We start from the raw sequence: 22,616 nt of genomic DNA on the forward strand, positions 1-22,616 counted from the left end.
ATTCTAGACTTCTCGAGAACTAGATCCTGAGACTTTTTCGTTAAGTTGTGCTTACCGCACTTCTGCTGCGACTTTTTCGGTCAGAGACTTGGTAATCTTTTCCATATACTTGGCGACTTCTTCATCGGTTAGATTGTCATTTGAATTTTGGAAGGTCAGGCTGTAGGCCATGGACTTCTTACCATGCTCAATATTGTGCCCAGCGTAAACGTCAAAGAGTTTAGTGTCCGTCAAGCGCTTAACACCGGCAGCTTGGATGGCATCAAGAATGGCCTGGTGGCTAACAGTTTGGCCAACCAGGAGGGCGATGTCACGAGAAACACTTGGGAACTTGGTAATTTCTACAAAGGCTGAGACTGGTTGCAACTTAGCCTGAAGGGCCGTCAAATTAATTTGGGCTACATAGGTTTCTGGAATACCATAGTCCTTGGCTACCTCAGGGTGAACTTGGCCCAAGAAGCCGATGGTTTGACCATCTAAGACCAGACTAGCTGTCCTACCAGGGTGCATGGCTGCCATGGATTTATCAGGAACAAAATCAGGCCTTACATCCAACTTATCAAAGAGAGCTTCCAGGATTCCCTTAAGATGGAAGAAATCAACGGCTACTGCTTTGGTTTGGAAATCCTTATCGCTGACAAGACCTGTCATAGCTAGGGCCAGGGTGTCAAGTTCAGTTGGCAGGTCTTCTTTAGGGTTACCCTTTTGTTCAAAGACCTTACCGATTTCGTAGATGGCCACATCCTTGTTCTTACGGGCCACATTGTAGGCAATGGTATCCAGCATTCCAGCCACGACGTTTTGCCTTAGGGCAGAGCGTTCAATGGACATAGGCCACATGAGTTCGGTCACATTGGTCGGATTTTGGGTGAATTGAACAGCTTTTTCTGGTGTGGTCAAGGCGTAGGAAATAATTTCAGACAGTCCTGCTCCTTCGGCTAGGGTCCGTACTTTACGGCGCAGTTTTTGGCTGGCAGTCAATTCACCAGCTGTCCCAGTCGCCTCAGGTAGGGTCGTTGGTAAATTATCATAACCATAAATGCGGGCAATTTCTTCCACCAAGTCAGCTTGAATACTAATATCCCAGCGACGACGAGGAACAGTAACGGTAAAATGATCAGCATCCCCAGTCAGAGAGAAATCTAGGCTAGCAAAGACATCCTGAATGTCTGCCATGGTCAGGTCGGTACCCAGACGGACATTCACATAGTCCAGACTGCTTGAAACTTGGACGGGCTCTGTTGGCAGACTACCGGCTTCTACGCGTCCGGCTAGGACTTGACCTCCGGCTAATTCTTCTAGCATAGCTGCCGCAAAGTCTAGGGCCTGACCAACTGTATCGTAGTTAACGCCCTTTTCAAAGCGAGAGGAACTTTCAGAACGCAAATTGAGGCGTGAGCTGGTCTTGCGAATGGATTGATCATCAAAGACAGCAGCCTCCAAAACAACGGTCTTGCTGTTGGCATCAATTTCTGTAGACTGACCGCCCATGACACCAGCTAGGGCTACCGCTTGGTCGGATACGCTGATTACCAAGTCATCAGTCTGAAGTTGGCGTTCCTCCCCATCTAGAGTGACCAATTTTTCATTGGCCCTCGCTTGACGGGCAAGGATGGTCTTGTCAGCAAACTTAGCATAGTCAAAGGCATGCATGGGTTGGCCGAAGTAGAGAAGGACATAATTTGTCACATCGACCACATTGTTGATAGGGCGAATGCCGGCATTCATGAGCAGGTTTTGCAACCATTGAGGACTTGGGGCAACGGTCACATTTTCGACCAGCCGAGCCTTATAGGTCAGAGCCTTATCGGATTCGATAGCGACGGCCAATTTGTCACTGGCCTGACGATCAATCTCATGGACCTGCTTTTCAGGTAGGTGAACGGTCTTGCCATAGATAGCTGCTACTTCATAGGCAACCCCTCGCATAGAGAGGGCGTCGGCCCGATTGGGGGTAATTGCTAGCTCGACAATTTCATCATCCAAATCCAAGTAGGGGAATACAGATTGACCTGGCACAGCATCCTCTGGTAGTATTTGAATACCATCTGAGAATTCCTTGGGAACAACGGATTCAGAAATCCCTAGCTCTTGCAGGGAGCAAATCATCCCTAGAGATTCCAAGCCACGGATTTTACCCTTTTTAATCTTGTAGTTATCAGCAATTCTAGCTCCTGGCAGGGCCACCATCACCTTGATCCCTGCCTTAATATTAGGGGCTCCACAGACGATTTGTCGAGGCTCTTCATCTCCCGTGTCCACTTGACAGAGGTGGAGGTGGGTTTCAGGGACATCTTGGCAAGTCAGAACTTCCCCGACAACAATTTTTGACAGGCCTTGGGCTGGACTTTCTACCCCTTCAACTTCAATCCCTGTCGTTGACATTTTTTCAGCCAGCTCGGCCGTGGTTACGTCCACGTCAACCAGCTCTTTTAACCATTTATATGATACAAGCATAATTTTCTAGCACTTGGAAAGCAAAACTTCTGATGCTTCCTTACTGTGCTTTCCTTCCTATCTAATTGTCTTATTTCAATTTCTTTTTGAGGAGCCAATCCACATCAACCTTATCCTGAGAAACCCGAAAGGCGTGTTGGCTGAATTTTTCAAAGCCATACTTAGCATAAAACTTTTGAGCCTTGAAATTCTTTTCCCAGACTCCTAGCCAGGCCCAGCTAGCACCAGACTCGTGCGCCAGTTGCAAAGCATATTCAAAGAGGGCTCTTCCAATTCCTTGCCCTTGGAATTCCTGAAGAACGTAGAGTCTCTGGATTTCATAGGCCAAATCCAATTCTTTTTCGATTTGGGCAGCTCCCCAATTAGTCTTGAGAAAACCAGCAGGTCTCCCATTGACCTCTGCTAATATATGCAGGGATTCGGGATTGGCCAGCTCTTGACCCAAAACCTCTAATGAATAGGTTTTGTCAAAATAGTCGGCCAGTTGCTGGGGACTATTGTCGTGGGCGAAGGTCTGCTCAAAGGTCCTAATGGCTAGATCTCGCAAGACTGGCAAATCGGCCTCTTGAATTTTTCTAAGCTTGAGCGTCATGATAAGCTAAGCTCCTTAGTTTCCTTTATTTGAATTGGGCAGAAAAGCGAACGTCCCCTTGGTAGAAGCCACGGATATCATTGATACCGTAACGTAACATGGCAATCCGCTCTTGACCGAGGCCAAAGGCAAAACCAGAGTATTTCTCAGCGTCCACACCAGACATTTCTAGAACGCTTGGGTGAACCATGCCGGCACCGAGGATTTCAATCCAGCCCGTCTTCTTACAAACGTTACAGCCTTCACCGCCACACTTAAAACAAGAAACGTCAACTTCGACCGATGGTTCCGTAAATGGGAAGTAGGATGGCCGTAAGCGAATCTTACGGTCGGCCCCGAACATCTTCTGGCTAATCATTTGCAGGGTTCCCTTGAGGTCACCCATGGAAATATTTTCTCCGACAACCAGCCCTTCAATCTGATGGAATTGATGGGAATGGGTGGCATCATCGGTATCGCGACGGAAGACCCGTCCTGGAGAAATCATCTTGAGAGGTCCCTTAGAAAAATCGTGTTGGTCCAAGGTTCTTGCTTGGACGGGACTAGTGTGGGTTCTAAGTAGGATTTCATCAGTAATATAGAAGGTGTCCTGCATATCTCTAGCTGGGTGATTTTTAGGCAAATTCATCCGCTCGAAATTATAATAGTCACTTTCCACTTCATAGCCATCGACAACTTGGAAGCCCATGCCCAGGAAAATATCCTCGATTTCTTCTGAGGTTTGGCTGAGAATATGGCGGTTACCCAACTTAATTTGACGGCCTGGCAGGGTGACATCGAGACTTTCTGATTCCAGCTGTGCCTGAATCTTGGCAGCCTCAACAATCTTGGCCTGCTCTTCGAAGTCCTTGGTCAGGATATCGCGAACTTCATTGACCTGCTTACCAATCACAGGTCGCATTTCCTTGGACAGGTCCTTAAGGCCCTTGAGGAGCTCAGTCAAAGAGCCCTTCTTACCCAGGACAGCAACCCGCAAGTCCTGTAATTCCTTGCTGTGGTCACCCGTCATTTCCTTCAATTTAGCCTGAGTTGAAGCCTTCAACTCTTCTAATTGCTTCTGTAAATCCATCTTTAGATTTCCTTTCTTTCTTCATTAAGGTCTGGTCTTAAACCCAATAAAAATCAAATGTTTGCCTGAGATATTTCCTTGCTAGTGGGGAAAAATGAAAGTCCCAGTGGCGTTTCATACTCTTCGAAAATCAAAATTTACTGTCGTTAACTCACCTTGCCGTACTTACTGAAGAAAGCGAAGCCTTCCCTATTTCCAACCTCAAAAGGTCTACCAGACCTTTTGAGCTGTCTTCAGTCCGTGCGATGCCTCACAAAGTTGGTCGATTTCACCAACTTTGTGAGGCTAGTAAGGGAGCTAGGCAATCTCCATAGCGATTGCCGTTTGGGAGTAAGACAGAAGGGCTTTGACAGCTGTCAAAACCTTCGTTGTCTTACCCCAGCAAGGGTGACGGGTGACTAGCTGTCTGCTGTGCCACGAAGTGGCGCAAAGATAGCAGACACCTACTGCGACATCAGTCACTTTAGTGACTTGATGTCATTGCTCCTTGCCTCGGCTCTTTCGATTTTCGTTGAGTATCACTCCTAATCTTAAGCAAGAAAAAACCGCCTGCCAATACTCCATCATGCGGAGCGTTGACACGCGGTACCATCCGATTTTTATCTAGCAGGCTAGACCTTAATTGACTGAGTCCTTAATATGAGTGAATTCACAAGGCTTTCCTTGAGTGAACTTCCAGTCGACGATTCACATTCCCTTTTCAAGTATGACCAAGCTACTAGTCTCACGGACTCCTTATTTAATTGCTTCTATTCTAACAAAAATTTCTAGGGCTGGCAAGAGCCGATGAAATTTGTCAATGTCGGAGCAATGAGTGTTTCCGTGGATAAGACAATGCTTTGTGTTGGCACAGTCAATGAGTTTCGGTTGATAGGGATAAAGACCCTTTGATTGACAAAACCGATGGGATCTTGGTTTGACAGGAGGCTATGTACTTTCCACTTGTCAGAAGGAAACCTGCATTTCAAATGCCCGAAAAAGCTAGGGGAATTTTCACAAAAATGCCCACCAAAAAAGCAATACAGAAGCCATGACCAATCAAATAGGCTACTTTTGGACTGGATCCGACCTCTCTTTTACCACTCTTACTCAACGGATGACTTGAGAGATACCTGCCCTGAGTAATAGTCAAGACGGATACCCTTTTGGACATTGGGGATGAAGACATTGAATTCCAGACTACCGTCAGATGACTTGGCCTCTAGATGGCTCCCTGAGGCAATGAGATTGTCACCCTGGTAGATGAGTGTTACACGATAGCGGACCCGCTTGTGCTTATCTAAGGCCTTACGAATCAAGGTCTCATAGTAGTTCTGACCGGTTGAGTTAGAACTGCTGGCTTCATTGGCCCAAGCCGTCTGAACAGCCACATTGGCAGGGTTACTAGTAGAGGCATCAAAGCCTTTGAGACTTCCAGCCAGAGCATAGGCAATCAGATGACCGCGATCGACCGCATGGTCATAGGCCCCAGACAGTCTGGTTCTTTGGTGCCAACCTGCAGGTGTCCAGTCGGTCGAGCCGTTGCCTGTTTCCTGACGGTTGCGATACTGGCGGGTCGCTTTGGAGAGCCAAGCATTGGCTGTCGTCGGAACCTGCTGGCCTTGGACTGTCTTGGTTTGATTGTTGACATAAGGAGTGCTTGAGACCTTGGCATCGAGGTCAGTCTCATTATTGTTGAGAATATAGGCCCCAGCCCCATTCCATTTGAGTTTAGCTGGAAGCTGACTCCTGATTTCCTGGGTCATTACGCTATCTGCCAGACTTTTACTAGGTGCCTCTTGACTAGAGCGACTTGGGCTCTGCTTTTGCCCCGTTAATTGTTGAGCCACCTGTTTAATGGGATTCTGATTAGAAATCCCATCATTGGTCGCTACAAATCCCAGTAAAAGGACAAGCACCAAGCCGATTAAGGAATAGAGGACCTTCTGCTCCTGCTTCATCCTTCTTTTTGATTTTTTAGCCATAATCGTCTTCCTCGAAAAATCCCGACTAGCCTCTTTGCCTATCGGGATTTCAATTTATGCTCTTCAAAAATCAAAACTATCCATCGTTAACTCGCTTTGCCGTACCTACTGAGGAAAGCAAAGCTTCCCCATTTCCGACCTCAAAAGGTCTCCCAGACCTTTTGAGCTACCTTCAGTTCGTGCGATGCGGAGCAAATTTGGTCGATTTTACTAACTTTGTGAGGTTAGTAAGGGAGCTAGGCAATCGCTATGGGGATTGCCGTTTGGGAGTAAGACAGAAGGGCTTTGACAGATGTCAAAACCTTCGTCGTCATACCCCAGCAAAGCTGACTAGCTGTCTGCTGTGCCACGAAGTGGCGCAAAGATAGCAGACACCTACTGCGACATCAGTCACTTTAGTGACTGATGGCATTGCTCCTTGCCTTGGCTAGATTAATTTTTATTGAGTATTATTTTCCTGTGAATTTATTGATGAGTTCCTGCCACTTGTGGGGAGACAGGATTTCTAATGGGTTGTGCCCCTCTCCAAGAACAGCATAGCCAAGCATCAGGCCCAGAGCAAGGAAAATGAGGCAAAGCAGGGCAACTAGAAGAATCAAGGCTAACTGATGCCTGACATAGGCCCAACCTGATTTTGCCATTAAGCATTCACCCTTTCAATGTCTGCCCCCAAGGCAGCCAACTTTTCATGGAATTTATAATAGCCTCGGTCCAAATGGCTGATCTTACCAACAGAAGTCGTTCCTTGGGCCACCATACCAATGAGAATCAGGGCCGCACTCGCACGCAAATCTGTTGACATAACCTGAGCCCCTTGGAGCTCTTGACTTCCACGAATGAGAGCTGTATCTCGCATAATTTCCGAATTTAGTCCCATCCGTCGCATTTCTTCCAAGTGCTGGAAGCGATTTTCAAAGACCGTTTCAATCATGGTCGATTCCCCTGGAACCACCGCCATTAGGGCTGTAAACTGGGCCTGCATATCAGTTGGAAAGCCTGGATGGGGCAGGGTCTTAACCGTTACAGGTTTTAACTTGCTGATGTCAGACTTGACCCGAATCCCCTCTTCTTCTTCGGTCACTTCTACGCCCATTTCCAAAAGTTTGGAAATCAAGGGACGATTGTGTTCCCAGACGGCTGATTTTACCAAGACATCCCCAGAGGTCATGGCTGCCGCTACCATAAAGGTTCCAGCTTCAATACGGTCTTGAACAACATCATGTTCAGCCCCATGCAGTTGATCCACACCCTTGATGGTCAGGGTCTCTGTCCCAGCACCACGAACACTAGCTCCCATCTTATTGAGGAGGATGGCAAGGTCAACGATTTCTGGCTCCCGAGCTGCATTTTCAATGACCGTAGTCCCTTGGGCTAGGGTCGCTGCCATCATGAGATTTTGCGTAGCCCCAACTGAAGGGAAGTCCATATAGATATTGGTCCCCTTGAGGCGCTCGGCTGTGGCTGTGATGTCACCACCAGTTTGACTAATCTTAGCTCCCATAGCCTCCAAACCCTTGAGGTGGAGGTCAATAGGACGACTACCAATGGTACAACCGCCAGGCATGGAAACCTTGGCATGACCATTTCTAGCCAAGATGGGGCCAAGGACCACAATAGAAGCTCGCATCTGGCTGACATACTCATAAGGAGCTTCGTCTAAAAGCTGGCCCGTGGCATCTACAGTAACTTGATTTTGCTCCTGGTTGAAATCAACCTCAACATCCAGACCACGAACCACATTATTCATGGTGAAAACATCCGATAGAATCGGAACATTATTCAAAATTGTCTTTCCTTGGGCAGGCAAAATTGTTGCCGCTAAAAGAGGCAGGACGGCATTCTTAGCCCCTTCAATGGTCACTTCTCCTTGCAAGCGTGTTTGACCACCCTTGACAATAATTTTATCCATTCGTATTTTCTCCGATTTCCAAGTTTTTTCCTATTATATCACAAGATTTGAAAAAAACTGCTTTAGTGAACCGTGGTAAAAATTGACGTGGCAAGAGAGATGATCGACAAAAAGAAAGAACTAACCAGATAGCCTAGGCCGATAGCCAAAAACATAACCAGGAGATTGACCTGCCTAAGGTTGGATAAATTGACTTTTAGAATTTTCTCCCAATCCACCAACTTAGTTAGAAGTTGATGAGCCATTAGGATAAAGAAAATATGGGAAAGAATTGTTATAAGTGATTGTACAAGTTCCATAGACCTATTTTAGCACGATTGAGGGATAAAACTCAAACCAAAGGCGGGGTCCAGTCCAAATAGTGATCTCGAAAGTTTTTTCCATCAAAACCAGCCCTTACCTCCTCTCTGTCATTCTTTCAAAAAGCAAGCAAGATTCCCTATAAAACAGCAGGGTACAACAAATTGGCACAGAGCCTATAAAAGAGCAAGCCACAACAAGTTGCCAGAATACCAAAAAATCGACCCCGTCTGGAATCGATTTTGCTTATTATTTATTCCCAACGCTGATGCGGTTGAGAGCCCGACGTAAAGCAACTTCAGCACGGCGAACATCATCGGCTTGATGGCTGGCTTGTGCTTCTTGGAGCTTACGTTCAGCTCTTTGCTTAGCCCGCTCAGCCCGTGAAATATCAATATCACGCGACCGTTCGGCCGAATCCGCTACAATCGTTACGGTATTGTCCTTAATCTCAAGGATACCACCATTGACAGCAACCCAGTCCACATGCTTATCGTCGTCAATACGGCGAATCTTCATCTCATGGACGCTCAAGGGGGCAATAGTATTGACATGGTTAGCCAAAATCCCCATCTCACCATCAATTGTGGTTACTGAAATATAAGTGGCATGGTGATCATAACGAACCCCATCAGGCGTTACAATTTGTACTGCCATATGTTCAGTCATAATATCACCTCATTAAAAGCCCATCTTTTTAGCTTTTTCAACTACATCCTCGATCGGACCAACACTCCGGAAGGCATCTTCTGGTAGGTTATCATACTTACCTTCAAGGATTTCCTTGAAGCCACGGACGGTTTCAGCAACTGGGACATAAGAACCCGGTTGACCAGTAAATTGTTCTGCCACATTGAAGTTTTGCGAGAGGAAGAACTGAATCCGGCGGGCACGGCCAACCAAGACCTTTTCGTCATCTGACAATTCATCCATACCCAAGATGGCAATGATGTCCTGCAGTTCATTATAGCGTTGCAAGACCCTTTGCACTTCAGTTGCAACTTGGTAGTGCTCTTCACCAACAATTTCAGGGGCTAGGGCACGAGATGATGAAGCCAAGGGATCCACAGCTGGATAGATACCAATTTGAGTCAGTTTCCGTTCCAAGTTGGTAGTTGAATCCAAGTGGGCGAAGGCTGTCGCTGGGGCAGGGTCAGTATAGTCATCGGCTGGTACGTAGATGGCTTGAATGGAGGTTACAGATCCCTTCTTGGTAGAGGTAATCCGTTCTTGCAATTGTCCCATTTCAGTAGCCAGGGTTGGTTGGTAACCAACGGCTGATGGCATCCGACCAAGCAGGGCAGATACTTCGGAACCGGCTTGAGTAAAGCGGAAGATATTGTCAATGAAGAGGAGCACGTCTTGACCTTCAACATCGCGGAAGTATTCTGCCAAGGTCAAACCTGTCAGGGCAACCCGCATCCGAGCTCCAGGTGGTTCATTCATCTGACCAAAGACCATGGCGGTCTTTTCAATAACCCCGGATTCTTTCATTTCCCCGTAAAGGTCATTCCCTTCACGGGTCCGTTCACCAACACCGGTGAAAACTGAGATACCACCGTGTTCTTGGGCGATATTGTGAATCAGCTCTTGAATCAGGACGGTTTTACCAACACCGGCACCACCGAAGAGGCCGACCTTACCACCTTTGAGGTAAGGGGCCAAGAGGTCAATAACCTTGATCCCTGTTTCCAAGATTTCTGATGAGGTTGAGAGTTCATCAAAGCTAGGAGCTTTTTTATGAATAGGTTCACGTTGGGCATCTTGCGCAAATGGCTCTTCCAAGTCAATGGTATCACCAAGCACATTGAAGACACGACCCAGAGTTTCCTTACCGACTGGTACACTGATAGCACTGCCAGTATCTAGAACTTCTAGTCCCCGCGTAAGCCCATCGGTAGATTCCATAGCAATGGTACGCACAACACCGTCACCCAATTCAAGGGCAACTTCGAGCACGATTTTTTCTTTTTGGTCGTTATCCTTATAGACGACCAATGCATTATTAATCTCAGGAAGCTTATCGCCAGTCGCAAACTTTACGTCAACGACAGGTCCGACAACCTGAGCAATTTTGCCTGAGCTCATGCAATTTTCCTTTCAATTTATGATAAAAAACCACTAGGGTTCGACCGACCTTTATTCCAGAGCATTGGCACCAGCAACGATTTCGGTAATTTCTTGGGTAATCGCTGCCTGCCGAGCTCGGTTGTACTGAATGGTCAAATCGCTAATAAGATTTCTTGAGTTATCTGTCGCCGTTTGCATGGCAGTCATCCCTGCAGCATGTTCAGCCGTTTTGGCATCAACAATGGCCCCGTAAATCAAGCTTTCGGTATATTGAGGCAGGAGCTGCTCCAAGATAGCTTCTCGATCAGGTTCCAATTCAAAAGCATTAGAGGCTTCTTCCTTGGATTCGTTGGCATCAAGGTCAACAATAGGCAACATCTGTTCGACCCGCACCTGGCTAGTCAGACTGTTGATGTGGTGATTGTAGCAGACATAGAGCTCATCAAAGAGCTCTTCCTTATACATTTCAACCGACTGCGAAATAATTTGCGACACCTGGTCAAAGCTGGGTTGGTCTTCCAAACCTCTTAATTCAAAGGCCAGGTCAATTCCCCGTGACTTGAAGAAGTCAGCGCCTGTTCCGCCAATAGCAATGATTGAAAAATCATTCTTACCAGAATGGTACTCTTCAATCAGGTCCATGACGGCCTTGAGGATTTTGGAATTGTAGCCACCAACTAACCCCTTATCAGAGGTGATAACGATGTAGCCAGTCCGTTTAACAGGACGGGAGGCCAACATAGGATTATCAGAGCCATTGGTCAGCTCCGCATGTAGGAGGTCGGTTGTGATTTGCCGAATCTTGGAAGCGTAGACCTGAAAGTCCTTGGCTGCTTGTTCAGATTTGGTCAATTTTGCGGCAGATACCATTTGCATGGCACTCGTAATCTTACTGGTTTTTTCAGTTGAACTAATTCTTGTTTTGATTTCGCTTAGAGAACCTGCCATAAGTCAACCTCCTTATTCAAATGAAGATTGATCTTTGAAGGCCTGGATGGCTTGATCCAGCACTGCTTCTTCTGGAAGGTCCTTGGTCGTCTTAATGGTTTCAAAGATGTCAGCATGGTGAACATCAAAGTAGTCATACATGGCCTGTTCAAAGGCTAAAATATCGTTGACAGGGACACTATCCAAGAAGCCATGGGTCAAGGCATAGAGAATCAAAACTTGTTTTTCAACTGGGAGGGGCTGGTGAACCGGTTGTTTGAGGACTTCTACGGTCCTACGACCACGGTTCAATTTAGCCTGGGTTGCTTCATCCAAGTCAGAACCGAATTGGGTGAAGGCTTCCAATTCACGATAGGAAGCTAAGTCCAAACGCAGGGTACCAGCAACCTTCTTCATGGCCTTAATTTGGGCAGAACCCCCAACCCGTGATACGGATGACCCAGCATCGATGGCTGGACGAATACCGGAGTTGAAGAGGTTTTCTTGCAAGAAGATTTGTCCATCAGTGATGGAGATAACGTTGGTCGCAATGTAGGCCGAAATATCACCGGCTTGGGTTTCGATAAATGGCAGAGCCGTAATAGAGCCACCACCTAAATCGTCAGAAACCTGGGCAGACCGTTCCAAAAGACGACTATGCAGGTAGAAGACATCCCCCGGATAGGCTTCACGTCCTGGTGGACGACGCAGCAAGAGGGAAAGTTCACGGTAGGCAACCGCTTGTTTTGATAAATCATCATAGACAATCAAAACGTGCTTGCCATTGTACATGAATTCTTCTGCCATAGCGACACCAGCATAAGGCGCGATATAAACCAGAGGTGAAGGTTGTGAAGCCGAAGCTGTCACAACGATCGTGTAATCAAGGGCACCGTATTTGCGTAGGGTCTCAACTTGAGTCCGAACAGTTGATTCCTTTTGACCGATAGCCACATAGATACAAATCATATCTTGATCCTTTTGGTTCAAGATGGCATCAATAGCGACTGAGGTCTTACCTGTTTGGCGGTCACCGATAACCAGTTCCCGTTGACCACGTCCAATTGGAACCAAGGCATCGATGGCCTTGAGACCAGTTTGCAGGGGCTCGGATACGCTCTTACGTTGCATGACACCTGGAGCAGGTGTTTCAACTGGACGGGTTTTACTTGTCTGAATATCACCAAGTCCATCAACTGGTTGACCGAGCGGGTTGACCACCCGACCAATCAATTCAGGACCAACTGGAACTTCCATGATTTTACCGGTCCGCTTAACCGTATCACCTTCAGTGATTTCTGAGAAATCCCCAAGGATGATGATACCAACGTCATTGGACTCAAGGTTTTGAGCCATACCGTAAGCACCATTTTGGAATTCGAGCAACTCACCAGCCATGGCATTGTCCAGACCGCGAGCCCGAGCGATACCATCACCAATGTAGGTTACTACTCCAGTTTCAGTGACGTCAAAATTTGGCTGGAAGTTTTCAATTTGCTTTTTAATTAAAGCACTAATTTCTTGAGCATTAATGGCCAAAAGTCACACCACTTTCTATTTGAGATTGTTTTTTAGTTGTTGTAATTGACTGCGAATACTTGTGTCAATAATCTTGTTGTTGGCCTGGAGGACGAAACCACCGATGATGGACTCATCTAGGTCTTCAACAAGGGTTTGGGCTGAAATTTCAAACTTTTGATTCCCCAGGGCCAAGATACGCTCCTTCTGGCTTTGGCTCAGAGGAACAGCTGTCTTGACAGACAAGGGAAATTGCCGGGTTTCTTGGACTAACTTGTCCAGAACCCTCTGGAAGATAGCTTCAATCAGATTTTCTCGCTCATTATACAAGATGATGGCAAGAAAGTTCTTGACATAGGTTGAAGCTTCTTCTTGCAGGTAACTAACCAGTTTAGCCTTATCGTCTCGGCTGAGGGCCAAGCTCGATAGGTAGGAGCCTAAATCGGTCTCTTTAAAAATGGTTAGGCAGGATGAGAGTTCAGCCTGAATCTCAGACACAAGGCCTTTTTCAAGGGCAACTTGACTTAGGCTGTCAGCATATTGCTCAACAAGAGCTTGTGTTTTACGATCCATTAGGCATCTCCTAATTGATCAAGATATTGGTCAATCAACTCTGACTGAGCTGCTTTGTCCAAATTCTTGGTCATCACTTTTTCAGCCAACAAGACGGTCAAATCAGCGACATCTCCCTTTACACTAGAAAGGGCTTCTGCCTTGTTTTGAGCGATGTCTTGGTTAGCTTTTTCTTTCAAGCGACTAACTTCATCGCGGGTTTCTGCAAGAATCTTAGCCGATTGTGCATTCCCAGTTTCTTTAGCATCATCGATGATTTTTGCAGCATCATCCTTAGCCGAATTTAACTGTTCTTGACGTTTTTGTGCTAGTTCTTGCGCCTCTTGACGGGCATTTTCCGCATCATCAATGTCTTGATTAATCTTATTAGCCCGTTCCTCGAAGATTCCTGTGATTTGCTTCCAGGCAAAGGTCCGAATCAACCAGTAGAGGACAAGAACTGAGCCAGTCGTGATAATAATATCGCCGAGTGTTGTACTATTAATAAGTATAGACATGTTTCCCCTCTCTTTCTTTATTCTTCTTCTGTACTGACCTTATCACCAATGTAGTTGGAACTGAGGATGATAAAGACATAGGCCTGGATGGCACCGATGAAGAGTGAAAAGCCAACCCAAAGGATGTTGATAACGAAAGCGACAGGCCAAGCAAATACAGAGGCCGTTGCTAGTTTCAAAATCAAACCGGTTAGAACTTCACCTGAATAAATATTACCAAACAACCGCAAGGCCAGAGAGGCAATATTGGTGAGCTGTTCTAAGATATTCATGGGTAGCATAGCAGGATAGGGCTCGAGGTAACCTTTCAGATAACCTCCCAAGCCTTTTTTGCGAATACCTTCAACGTGACAAACCAGAGCAATCAATAAAGAGAGAGTAATGGTAACGCCAAAGTTCGATGTTGGCGACGTCCAATAGTTGAATTTTTCTGTTTTAATAGCGGTCATAAGACCAATATTATTGGCCGTAAAGACAAAAGTGAAAATGACAAAGAGCAAGAGACTGTAGTTCTTGGTGTAACCCCCTAGGGCATCTGTAATGGTCTCATTGACAAATTCAAAGAGATATTCCAAAACATTTTGCTTGCCCTTAGGTCTGATTGACATTTTCCGACTGGCCCAAAAAACGAAGAGAAAAACAACTAAGACTGTCAAAAGAGAGATGGCTAAAATGGTCAAATCAAATTTGATCCCGAAAATGGATACGCTTGGATTAGTTTGTGTTTCCAATCCTTATCCCTCCTTCTTCTCTATCTTCTTTATTCTACAAGTTAGCGACGACGAAACTTAGACCAAAGAGTACGAAGAAGGTACCTTCAATAAAGGCGACCCCGATGAACATCAATGAACGAAGTTTGCTGAACATTTCTGGTTGGCGTGCAGCAGCCTTGGCAATGTTGGCTACCAAGATACCTTCACCGATTGATACACCCATAACGGCAAGGCCGAGTGCTAAAACAGTTAAATGCATAGTAAAAATACTCCTTTTAAAAATTTTTTACTCAATCATTTTAGTCCTATTCGGGGGGAAAGTCAATGATTTCACGTAATTGTAAAGGCTTACTAGTTGGTCTTGAAGCAATTTTTAAAATTTAGGGATGAACGTTCGGTTTTTGCCTTTTTATCCTAGTTTCTGCAAATTCAAGAATCCGAACTTTTAACTGAGCTGTCGTTTTTTATAGTCTGTATAAGTCTAAAGATCAGGAGATAGAAAAAAGTAGGCCTAACCTACTTTCGCATTATTCTTGATTGTCTTTCTCGCCTTGGCCCAGTTCATCAACTTCGTGAGAGAATTTTTGGGCAATGGCTTCTAAGGCTAATTCTTCGGTATCTAAATCAAAGGCATCGTCTGAAATTTCATCGGTATCTGCAAAGAACTCCAGATGATTCTTAAGATTTTCCAGGGTAATTGGGGCATCGCCTCCATATTCACCATCCAAGTTAATCATCATCCGCTCGTCGGTTTGAGGTTCAATGACAATCTTGCTGGTCTTGATGTATTCAATTCGCTTGTCGCCAATATGCTTGCCCCCCTGAATCAATTTGCGAACCAGATTGGCAATATCAATTAAATTGGCCGTCTTGACGATGATGAGTGTGAAATTACCGTCGTCCAATTTGGCGTCTGGTGCGATGGTCTCAAAGCCCCCAACTGAGTTGGTAATGGCCGCAAAAACCATGGAAGCCTCATCCTCAAAGACCCCTTGGTCATGGGTAATCTTGACAGGGACCGTCTTGACCCTAGGTAGGAGCTCAACCCCCTTGACTAAATAGGCCAGATAGCCAATCATGGTCTTGAGCTGGCTGGGCACATTATAGGTTAGCTCGGTTAGCGTCCCTGCTGCTGCAATATTGACAAAATAGGTATCACCATGAGCCCGACCAACATCGAGATGAATGAGCTGATTTTTTCCAATGACCTGGGCAGCCTTAATAGGGTTGCCACGGGGAATCTTGAGAGCCCGAGCCAAATCATTAGTCGTTCCTGTCGGGATCAGAGCTACCTTTGGTCGCTTCTTGAGGGGAGCCAGCCCATTGACCACCTCGTTGATGGTGCCATCACCACCTGCGGCAATGACCAAATCAAAACCAGCCTTGGCAGCCCGACTGGCTTCGTTCTTAGCCGAATCAGGCTCCGGTGTGGTCTGGAAGGCCGAGGTCTCATAGCCAAAGCCTTCTAAAATATCCAGAACCTGACCCACATTTTTTTTCATAATTTCTTGACCTGATGTTGGGTTATAAATCAGGCGAGCACGTTTTTGTCGCATCTTCTTCTCCTATAAATTTGCCAGCCAATCTTCGTCTTGAATGGTAATGCCTAATTCCTGAGCCTTGGTCAGCTTGGAACCAGCATCTGTCCCTGCTACTACTAGGTCTGTATTTTTTGAGACCGAACCGGTAACCTTGGCCCCTAGGGTTTCTAATTTTTCCTTGGCCTGACTACGTGTGAGGCTGACTAATTTTCCTGTTAGAACAACGGTCATTCCTGAAAGGGCAGCATCCTCAGTCACCCTTTTACCTAGGTAGTCAAAGTTGAGGCCAGCTTCCTGTAACTCTCTCATAAGTTGCTTGGCCCCGTCTGTCGCAAAGTAGTCTTGAAGGGATTGAGCAATAACAGCACCCAGACCGTCAATGTCTGCAATAGCTTCAAATTTCGCTGACATCAGCTGGCCCAGAGAGCCAAACTTCTCCAAGAGTTGTTTGCTAGCCTTGGCACCGACATGGCGAATCCCCAGACCAAAGAGCAACTTCTCAGCAGAATTTTCCTTGGAGGCCTGTATTGCTTGATAGAGCTTAGCAGCCGACTTCTCCTTGACTCCTTCTAGTGTTAAGAGATCAGCCACTGTCAATTGGTAGAGGTCAGCCACATCTTGGATCAGCCCTGCCTGATAAACTTTCTCAATCAGGGAAGGGCCCAGCCCTGTAATATTCATGGCATCACGACTGGCAAAGTGGATGAGTTTTTCCTTGAGCTGGGCTGGACAACGTGGATTAACACAGCGCAGGGCCACTTCATCCTCGTAGTGAACCAGCCGGCTATAACAAGATGGACAGGTCTCTGGAATCTCCATGGGCAGTTGCTTCTGACGCTTGGCCATGACCACATTGAGAACGGCAGGAATAATGTCGCCTGCCTTATATACCACAACCGTGTCATCCAGCCGAATGTCCTTATCAGCAATATAGTCAACATTGTGAAGGGTAGCTCGACTGACGGTGGTGCCTGCTAGCTGAACAGGACTGAGATTAGCAGTCGGGGTGACCACGCCCGTCCGACCCACCGTCCAGTCAACCGAAATAATCTTTGCTTCTTTTTCTTCAGCCGGAAACTTGTAGGCAATGGCCCAACGGGGCGCCTTGACGGTAAAACCAAGCTCTTCTTGCATGGCCAGACTATTAACCTTGATGACAATCCCATCAATATCATAGGCTAGGTTATCACGATCCGCTTGGACTGCTTGAATAAAGTCCCAAATCTCATCCATAGAGCTGGTGACAATCCTGCGAGGATTAACCACAAAGCCCATGTCCGCAAAACCTTCCAATACAGCTTCTTGAGTTGGAAAATCCGTCTCACCAGCTTCCTGATAGATGAAGGTCGCTAATTTACGTTGGGCGACAACTGCTGTATCCAGCTGTCTCAGGGTCCCAGCTGCCGCATTACGGGGATTGGCAAATTCATCCTGCCCCTCTTCCCGACGCTTGGCATTGATGGCCTCAAAGGAAGCCCTAGGAAGATAGGCCTCCCCCCGAACCGTGATGGTTTGACCCCCAGCTAGGCTGAGAGGAATATCCTGAATCCGCTTAAGATTTTCAGTAATATTTTCACCGACAGTTCCATCCCCCCGAGTGGCTCCGATTTGCAATTGGCCATTGACATAGGTCAGTGAGATGGACAGGCCATCAATCTTTAACTCAGCCAAGTAGGAGGCTGAAGGAAACTCCGCCTTAACCCGACGGTCAAAATCATCCAACTCCTCACGGGAAAAAGCATCCTGCAAGGAAAAGAGAGGATATTCATGGGTATATTTTTCAAAACCGTCTAAGACCAAGCCACCAACTCGGTGAGTGGGACTATCAGCCTGCACCAATTCAGGATGGGCCTTCTCCAAGTCTACCAGTTCACGATAAAGCTTGTCATACTGGGCATCTGAGACTGAAGGATTGTCCTGGGTATAGTACTCCTTGGCATAGCGATTCAGCTGATCAACCAGCTCTTTCATACGATTTTCCATAGCACTTACATTATAGCAAAATTCTGACCAAATCTTGCTCCTTTGAGCTAAAATTTTAGGCAAGAAAAACCCTCCCAAAAGGCCAATGTCATTAAGCTAAGCGATCAGTTATACAAACACCTCTTTAGACGAAATCTATTTGTAGTGATTTTTAGTCTACAGGGGTGTTTTAGAGTACACTAAAGAAAGTTTTTTCAACCTAATTTTTTCGAATTTATGATACTCTGTAGGCGAAACTAACAACAGTTTGTGGGTGTAATCGTCGTTCAAAGGATCGCTTCGGTCGAACTGGTGTTAAGTGTTTCTTGAGGTAGGCTTCTACCTTAGGGGAAGAGAGAACTCCAATAAAGAATAGCCTAGAAGCATAAGCTGCATCTGAAAAACAAATCTGATAATCATACGTTCTACCAGATTTATTGATGATTACTTGCGAGGCTAGCCATTGGCAAAAGTTAAAGTTGATTAAGCGGGCATAGATTTCTTGGAGTATCCCTTCCTTCTTTTTTGCATGAAAATTGACCAATCCAATACTATATTTTAGCTGATGAAAACTCGTCTCTATGCCCCATCTGCTGGTATAGAGGCTTTTTAATTGTTCAATAGGATAATCATACTCAATGAAAATCGAAATTAGCCGAGGCAACGAACTGAAGACAGTACTGGGGTACGGCAAGGTGAGTTAACGACGGAAAATTTTGATTTTCGAAGAGTATCAGTATTGGTGATTAAGGTTTCGTAGCTACCTGGCGCCACCTCTAAGCGTACCATTCTAAACCCTAAGAAGTAAGTCTGGATATCTTGCGTTCGACTTTTCTCGGATAAAAAATCAAATCGACTAGTCTTTGGTAAAAACCGGAAGTGGTTTGGAAATTGCTGGTAAACCTGCTTCCAATCTTTCGTTTGTTATCGACATAAGATCAGATGAAAAGTTTGGTCAAAGCAGGGAGAAGCAGGTAAGTTCACTTTCCCTTTGATACCATAGGAGCCGTCCTTAATCCGAATGAGAGGCGATGATGCAAGTCTCATAATCTTGATCATTTCTAGGGATGGAAACATCACTCCCGTCAATGGCAAGAATTGGCAGGTCAATATGGTTAGGAATCCTGTCCGTAAAAGAGTCAAAGAGTGATTTGAACAAATCGGATTTAATCTGATAGCGCCTTTGAACAAAAGCTGAATTTGTCACATCTAATTTTAAATCAAGCAATTCTTTCGATAAGGTTTTTCCACCCATCCCTAGGATAGCATTGACCATCTTTTCTAGAGATAAGGAACTTCGTCGTACGAACTGTTGGTCAGGCTTAACAATAAATGGTTTGGGATGAGTGAGTAGGGATGCTAGAGCTTTAGAAAAGGTATGTTTAATCTGATTGAGCATGATAAGTCACCTCCTAACCTTAGTCTAGCACAGAAAAAAAGCCCCTACCATATAAACTGATGGTAGGGGAACACTTAGCTTAATGTCATTGCCCAAAAGGAAAGGCATTTTCATTTATTTAGTTAAATCGATGCGTTTTGCTAGCAGGCCGATGAGATAACCGCCGACAAGCAAGGAGGCTAACTCTCCCAGGGCTGTTGTCATCCAAGTAAAGAAGAAGGGAGCCTGGCTGACCAAATTCAATTCAGCAGCAATGATGAACATACTAGCTGAAAAGAACAAGCTAAAGTAGAAAAAGGCCAGATTATAGCCTAAAATGCTTTGGTCCATAAATTTCTTGAAAAGGTAGACCCCCAGACTGACAACAATCAAGCTCTGAGCACTTCCGACAAGAACATCGATTAGGCCAAAACTGTAAAAATTAGAGATGGCACAACCCAAAGTCAGGGCAATAATATATTTGCGCTTATAGAAGGCCAAGAAGTTAAGCATCTCTGACAAGCGGAACTGGTAGGCTCCATAGCTAATAGCATTAAAAGGGGGCATAGCTGTCAGAATAAAATAGAGAGCTGCCACCAAGGCGATTTGTACCAAATCACGAACGGTAAATTTCATTAAATATTCTCCTTTAGCAGAAAAAAAGAAATACTTCTGCTTATAGTATGCTTGGTGAAAAGAGCTAAGCACCAAGGGCTGGAAATCAGCTTTATCAGTATAGCACAAGTCAAAAGAAAAAAGAAGCTCCTAGAATTCGACTAGCTTATGCTTGATAAAATTAGACTAGCTTAAGCTAGATGACTTGCTAGTCGAGCTTGGACAAATTCTATAGAGCATCAATCTTCAAGTGAGATATGCTGGAACTCCTCTTGGTCCACAAAAATTCGCTTGTAAGGTTTAGCCTCCATCATCAGTAAATTTCGACGATGGTAGAAAGAATAATGCTCTGTCTGCATTTGGCCTTCTTTGACTAAAATGTCCGCCCCTAGGCTACGACTTTGGCAAAAGGGACCTAGACCATACTCGGTTGACCCCAGTCCCTTGAGACAGAGAACCAACAGGAGACTAGTTAAAATGCCAGAAGAAAAAATTCAGCCTTTCTCCTTTTCTTTCAGACTGGAATCACCTAGAACAAGGCAAAAAGGAAGGAGAATCAGGGCCATAACCCTCCCCTGCCGAATGAGGGGAGTCCAGCTTAAATTCTCAAGGGCTTGAGGACCAAGCCAATCACCCAAGAAAGTCAGAGCCAGCAAGGTCAGCTAGCAAATTAAGCCAATCCGCCAGGCAGGGGTATTTTTTAGCCCAATAACAATGCCGGCAAAAATTAGGTCAAGAACCATTAAGACCACAAAAGTCGGTGACAAAAAGAGTTCCTCCCCACCCCAGACTAGGAAGGACAAGAGTAAAGCAATGAGTAAAAAGCTAGCGACTTTCTTCATTTTCTCCTCCTAAAATTCATTACGGTTTTCTATCAAAATAGACCGTCTTTACAATTTTCTTTTCCATCACAAACTGATTAAGCTTGTGACGGTAAGTCAAATGCTCACTCTGCAAATAGCCCTCCCGAAGAACAACATAGGAACCCTGGTAGGAATAGTCAGATACTGGGTCTGCGGAACCTCCAACGCTCAAAGTAAAAATAGAAAAAGCTATAAAGGGACCAAGAACGAGCACCAGGAAAGACTTCTTCATTAGCACTTTCCCCGAGGGAGGGGTTGGTAGAAGAAGAGCGATGATAAAAGGAGACAGGGCCAGAAGACACATAGCCCGCCTGGAGTACCAGGACAACCACATCAGTCCCTTGGCCTCAAGGATTAGTTGAGCTAAGTAGAATCCCGCCAAACTAAGGACATAGAGAGCCAGAAGGCTCCACCTCAGTCCAAAGAGAAACTTTGCGAACTTGGTCCGCTCCTCCCAGACTTGACTCTTGCGAAAAGTCCAGTATAGTAAGAGACCAAAGTAAAGGACAGGCAAATCCCAAAATAAACCAAACATAAAATATCCTTAAAAATACTAAATAAACGACTTGGAAAATCAAGTAAGTCTGGAAACAGGAAAAAGGCTAGTACCACGATAATACTAACCAAGATTCCTATGAACCTCCTAAATCTTTCCTTCTTCATCTCCTTCTCCTAATCCAAATCTACTGTTTTCACAACCTTCTTTTCCATGACAAAATTATTAACTTTTAAATGATAGTCGTCGTGAGTCCTCTTGAAATGTCCCTCTTCACTGACCAGATAGGGGCCTTGGTCGCGATAGTTGGAAAAGGGGGCAATGCCAAAGGTCGTTACCAAGATAAAGGTCATCAAGGTCGGAACTAGGGCCAAAAGGACAGTCTTCCACCAGGACAGCTTGCCCAGTAGGTAGGCAGCCAGGCTGGGACTAGGAATTAAAAGCATGAGGCCAATATGCATAATCTTGGTTTCCCATGCTAGGCCGTGCAAGGACAGGAGCCAGTTCCCTGGAAAAATAATAATTAAAGCAAGTATCCATACTAGGACCAAAGGAATCTGCCAAGCTTTCATAAAAGTTTTCTTTCTATTTTCATCTGGACTTTCTATCAATTCTAGCATATCCGTGACATTTATGCTAAAGTAATGATATGAAAAAAATTAAATCACTAATTATTTGGGCATGGAATAATGAAGCCATGAAGTATCTCTTCTTTGGTGGCTTGACCACACTAGTCTATCTGATTAGCCGGATTGGCCTCTTTGCCCTCCTAAAGATGCCCCTAACAACAACCGTTATTGCCAATGCTATCGCTATTATTTTCGCTTTTGTCACCAATGACATTTGGGTCTTTAATCAAGCAAGGTCTGGTTGGTTCCCCCGTTTTATCAAGTTTACGACTGCTCGCTTGCTAACCCTGGGGCTTGATTTTGGAATGACTTTTGTCTTCGTCACTAGCTATCCCCATTTAATTGGTCAATTCTTTAATGACAATCTAGAAATCGTCAATGGAGTTGTCGGGGTTATTAGTCAAATTCTAATCATCCTCATCAATTATATCCTGAGTAAACTCTTCATCTTTGATAATAAAAAAATAGACTGAATACTAGCTAAAAAGGCCGACCTCACTACTGCATGAGGTCGGCCTTTTTGGGTTTACTTAAGCTTGGTGG

24 protein-coding genes and 1 riboswitch are annotated in these 22,616 nt (G+C 45.4%); of the genes, 1 reads left to right on the plus strand and 23 read right to left on the minus strand.

From position 1 onward, the window contains the following. Positions 1-51: 51 nt before the first annotated feature. The 23 genes from pheT to DYE66_RS08135 form a co-directional block, all read right to left on the minus strand. The gene (gene pheT / locus DYE66_RS08020) at positions 52-2,457 is read right to left on the minus strand and encodes a phenylalanine--tRNA ligase subunit beta (RefSeq protein WP_002998015.1); all 2,406 of its coding nucleotides are present in this window, start codon (positions 2,455-2,457) and stop codon (positions 52-54) included. 70 nt (positions 2,458-2,527) lie between these two features. Then, positions 2,528-3,049, minus strand: a complete 522-nt coding sequence (locus DYE66_RS08025; protein WP_002998213.1) for a GNAT family N-acetyltransferase — start codon at positions 3,047-3,049, stop codon at positions 2,528-2,530. Between the two features lie 25 nt (positions 3,050-3,074). Next, the gene (gene pheS / locus DYE66_RS08030; protein ID WP_002998436.1) at positions 3,075-4,118 is read right to left on the minus strand and encodes a phenylalanine--tRNA ligase subunit alpha; all 1,044 of its coding nucleotides are present in this window, start codon (positions 4,116-4,118) and stop codon (positions 3,075-3,077) included. Between the two features lie 1,085 nt (positions 4,119-5,203). Further along, positions 5,204-6,082 (minus strand): DNA/RNA non-specific endonuclease, encoded by an 879-nt coding sequence (locus tag DYE66_RS08035; protein WP_115325106.1) that lies wholly within the window; start codon positions 6,080-6,082, stop codon positions 5,204-5,206. 449 nt (positions 6,083-6,531) lie between these two features. Then, complete coding sequence (locus DYE66_RS08040; RefSeq protein WP_002997989.1) at positions 6,532-6,723, minus strand: DNA-directed RNA polymerase subunit beta; 192 nt, start codon at positions 6,721-6,723, stop codon at positions 6,532-6,534. Beyond that, positions 6,723-7,991 (minus strand): UDP-N-acetylglucosamine 1-carboxyvinyltransferase, encoded by a 1,269-nt coding sequence (gene murA, locus DYE66_RS08045; protein ID WP_115325107.1) that lies wholly within the window; start codon positions 7,989-7,991, stop codon positions 6,723-6,725. The genes DYE66_RS08040 and murA overlap by 1 nt, the downstream gene beginning before the upstream one ends. Before the next feature lie 62 nt (positions 7,992-8,053). Then, the gene (locus tag DYE66_RS08050; RefSeq protein WP_080567935.1) at positions 8,054-8,290 is read right to left on the minus strand and encodes a DUF1146 family protein; all 237 of its coding nucleotides are present in this window, start codon (positions 8,288-8,290) and stop codon (positions 8,054-8,056) included. Positions 8,291-8,540: 250 nt separating this feature from the next. After that, entirely contained in the window at positions 8,541-8,960 is a 420-nt protein-coding gene (locus DYE66_RS08055) for a F0F1 ATP synthase subunit epsilon (RefSeq protein ID WP_002998526.1), read from the minus strand. Positions 8,961-8,972: 12 nt separating this feature from the next. Beyond that, the gene (atpD, locus tag DYE66_RS08060; protein ID WP_002997852.1) at positions 8,973-10,379 is read right to left on the minus strand and encodes a F0F1 ATP synthase subunit beta; all 1,407 of its coding nucleotides are present in this window, start codon (positions 10,377-10,379) and stop codon (positions 8,973-8,975) included. A 51-nt stretch (positions 10,380-10,430) separates the two neighbouring features. Continuing rightward, entirely contained in the window at positions 10,431-11,309 is an 879-nt protein-coding gene (locus tag DYE66_RS08065) for a F0F1 ATP synthase subunit gamma (protein WP_002998091.1), read from the minus strand. A 12-nt stretch (positions 11,310-11,321) separates the two neighbouring features. Further along, on the minus strand, positions 11,322-12,827 hold the full coding sequence (gene atpA, locus DYE66_RS08070; RefSeq protein WP_019787890.1) for a F0F1 ATP synthase subunit alpha: 1,506 nt from the start codon (positions 12,825-12,827) through the stop codon (positions 11,322-11,324). Positions 12,828-12,842: 15 nt separating this feature from the next. Continuing rightward, a complete protein-coding gene (locus tag DYE66_RS08075) occupies positions 12,843-13,379 on the minus strand; it encodes a F0F1 ATP synthase subunit delta (RefSeq protein WP_002998443.1) in 537 nt (178 codons plus the stop codon). After that, positions 13,379-13,876 carry a F0F1 ATP synthase subunit B gene (gene atpF / locus DYE66_RS08080; RefSeq protein WP_002998548.1) on the minus strand — a complete coding sequence of 166 codons (498 nt, stop codon included), beginning with the start codon at positions 13,874-13,876 and terminating at the stop codon, positions 13,379-13,381. Before atpF ends, DYE66_RS08075 begins: the two co-directional genes overlap by 1 nt. A gap of 17 nt (positions 13,877-13,893) precedes the next feature. Continuing rightward, on the minus strand, positions 13,894-14,607 hold the full coding sequence (gene atpB, locus DYE66_RS08085) for a F0F1 ATP synthase subunit A (protein WP_002997893.1): 714 nt from the start codon (positions 14,605-14,607) through the stop codon (positions 13,894-13,896). A gap of 34 nt (positions 14,608-14,641) precedes the next feature. Next, a complete protein-coding gene (locus DYE66_RS08090) occupies positions 14,642-14,848 on the minus strand; it encodes a F0F1 ATP synthase subunit C (protein WP_002997972.1) in 207 nt (68 codons plus the stop codon). A gap of 268 nt (positions 14,849-15,116) precedes the next feature. After that, entirely contained in the window at positions 15,117-16,145 is a 1,029-nt protein-coding gene (locus DYE66_RS08095) for a diacylglycerol kinase family lipid kinase (protein ID WP_002997963.1), read from the minus strand. 9 nt (positions 16,146-16,154) lie between these two features. Next, complete coding sequence (gene ligA, locus DYE66_RS08100) at positions 16,155-18,113, minus strand: NAD-dependent DNA ligase LigA (RefSeq protein WP_044123803.1); 1,959 nt, start codon at positions 18,111-18,113, stop codon at positions 16,155-16,157. 214 nt (positions 18,114-18,327) lie between these two features. Beyond that, complete coding sequence (locus tag DYE66_RS08105; protein WP_002998277.1) at positions 18,328-18,756, minus strand: transposase; 429 nt, start codon at positions 18,754-18,756, stop codon at positions 18,328-18,330. A gap of 348 nt (positions 18,757-19,104) precedes the next feature. Then, a complete protein-coding gene (locus tag DYE66_RS11025; protein WP_002997704.1) occupies positions 19,105-19,491 on the minus strand; it encodes a hypothetical protein in 387 nt (128 codons plus the stop codon). Between the two features lie 114 nt (positions 19,492-19,605). After that, positions 19,606-20,106, minus strand: a complete 501-nt coding sequence (locus DYE66_RS08120) for a QueT transporter family protein (protein ID WP_002998028.1) — start codon at positions 20,104-20,106, stop codon at positions 19,606-19,608. After that, a riboswitch (PreQ1 riboswitch) is annotated at positions 20,107-20,213 on the minus strand. 534 nt (positions 20,214-20,747) lie between these two features. Next, positions 20,748-20,927: a hypothetical protein gene (locus tag DYE66_RS08125; RefSeq protein WP_002998282.1), complete on the minus strand. Its 180-nt coding sequence runs from the start codon at positions 20,925-20,927 to the stop codon at positions 20,748-20,750. A 19-nt stretch (positions 20,928-20,946) separates the two neighbouring features. Beyond that, positions 20,947-21,483: a hypothetical protein gene (locus tag DYE66_RS08130; RefSeq protein ID WP_002998124.1), complete on the minus strand. Its 537-nt coding sequence runs from the start codon at positions 21,481-21,483 to the stop codon at positions 20,947-20,949. A gap of 137 nt (positions 21,484-21,620) precedes the next feature. Next, positions 21,621-22,016, minus strand: a complete 396-nt coding sequence (locus tag DYE66_RS08135; RefSeq protein ID WP_019782915.1) for a hypothetical protein — start codon at positions 22,014-22,016, stop codon at positions 21,621-21,623. Positions 22,017-22,093: 77 nt separating this feature from the next. On the opposite strand from DYE66_RS08135, the gene DYE66_RS08140 reads away from it, so the two are divergent. Then, a complete protein-coding gene (locus tag DYE66_RS08140) occupies positions 22,094-22,546 on the plus strand; it encodes a GtrA family protein (protein ID WP_115325110.1) in 453 nt (150 codons plus the stop codon). Positions 22,547-22,616: the final 70 nt, after the last annotated feature.

The sequence above is a fragment of the Streptococcus downei MFe28 genome, from assembly GCF_900459175.1.
GTDB lineage: Bacteria > Bacillota > Bacilli > Lactobacillales > Streptococcaceae > Streptococcus > Streptococcus downei.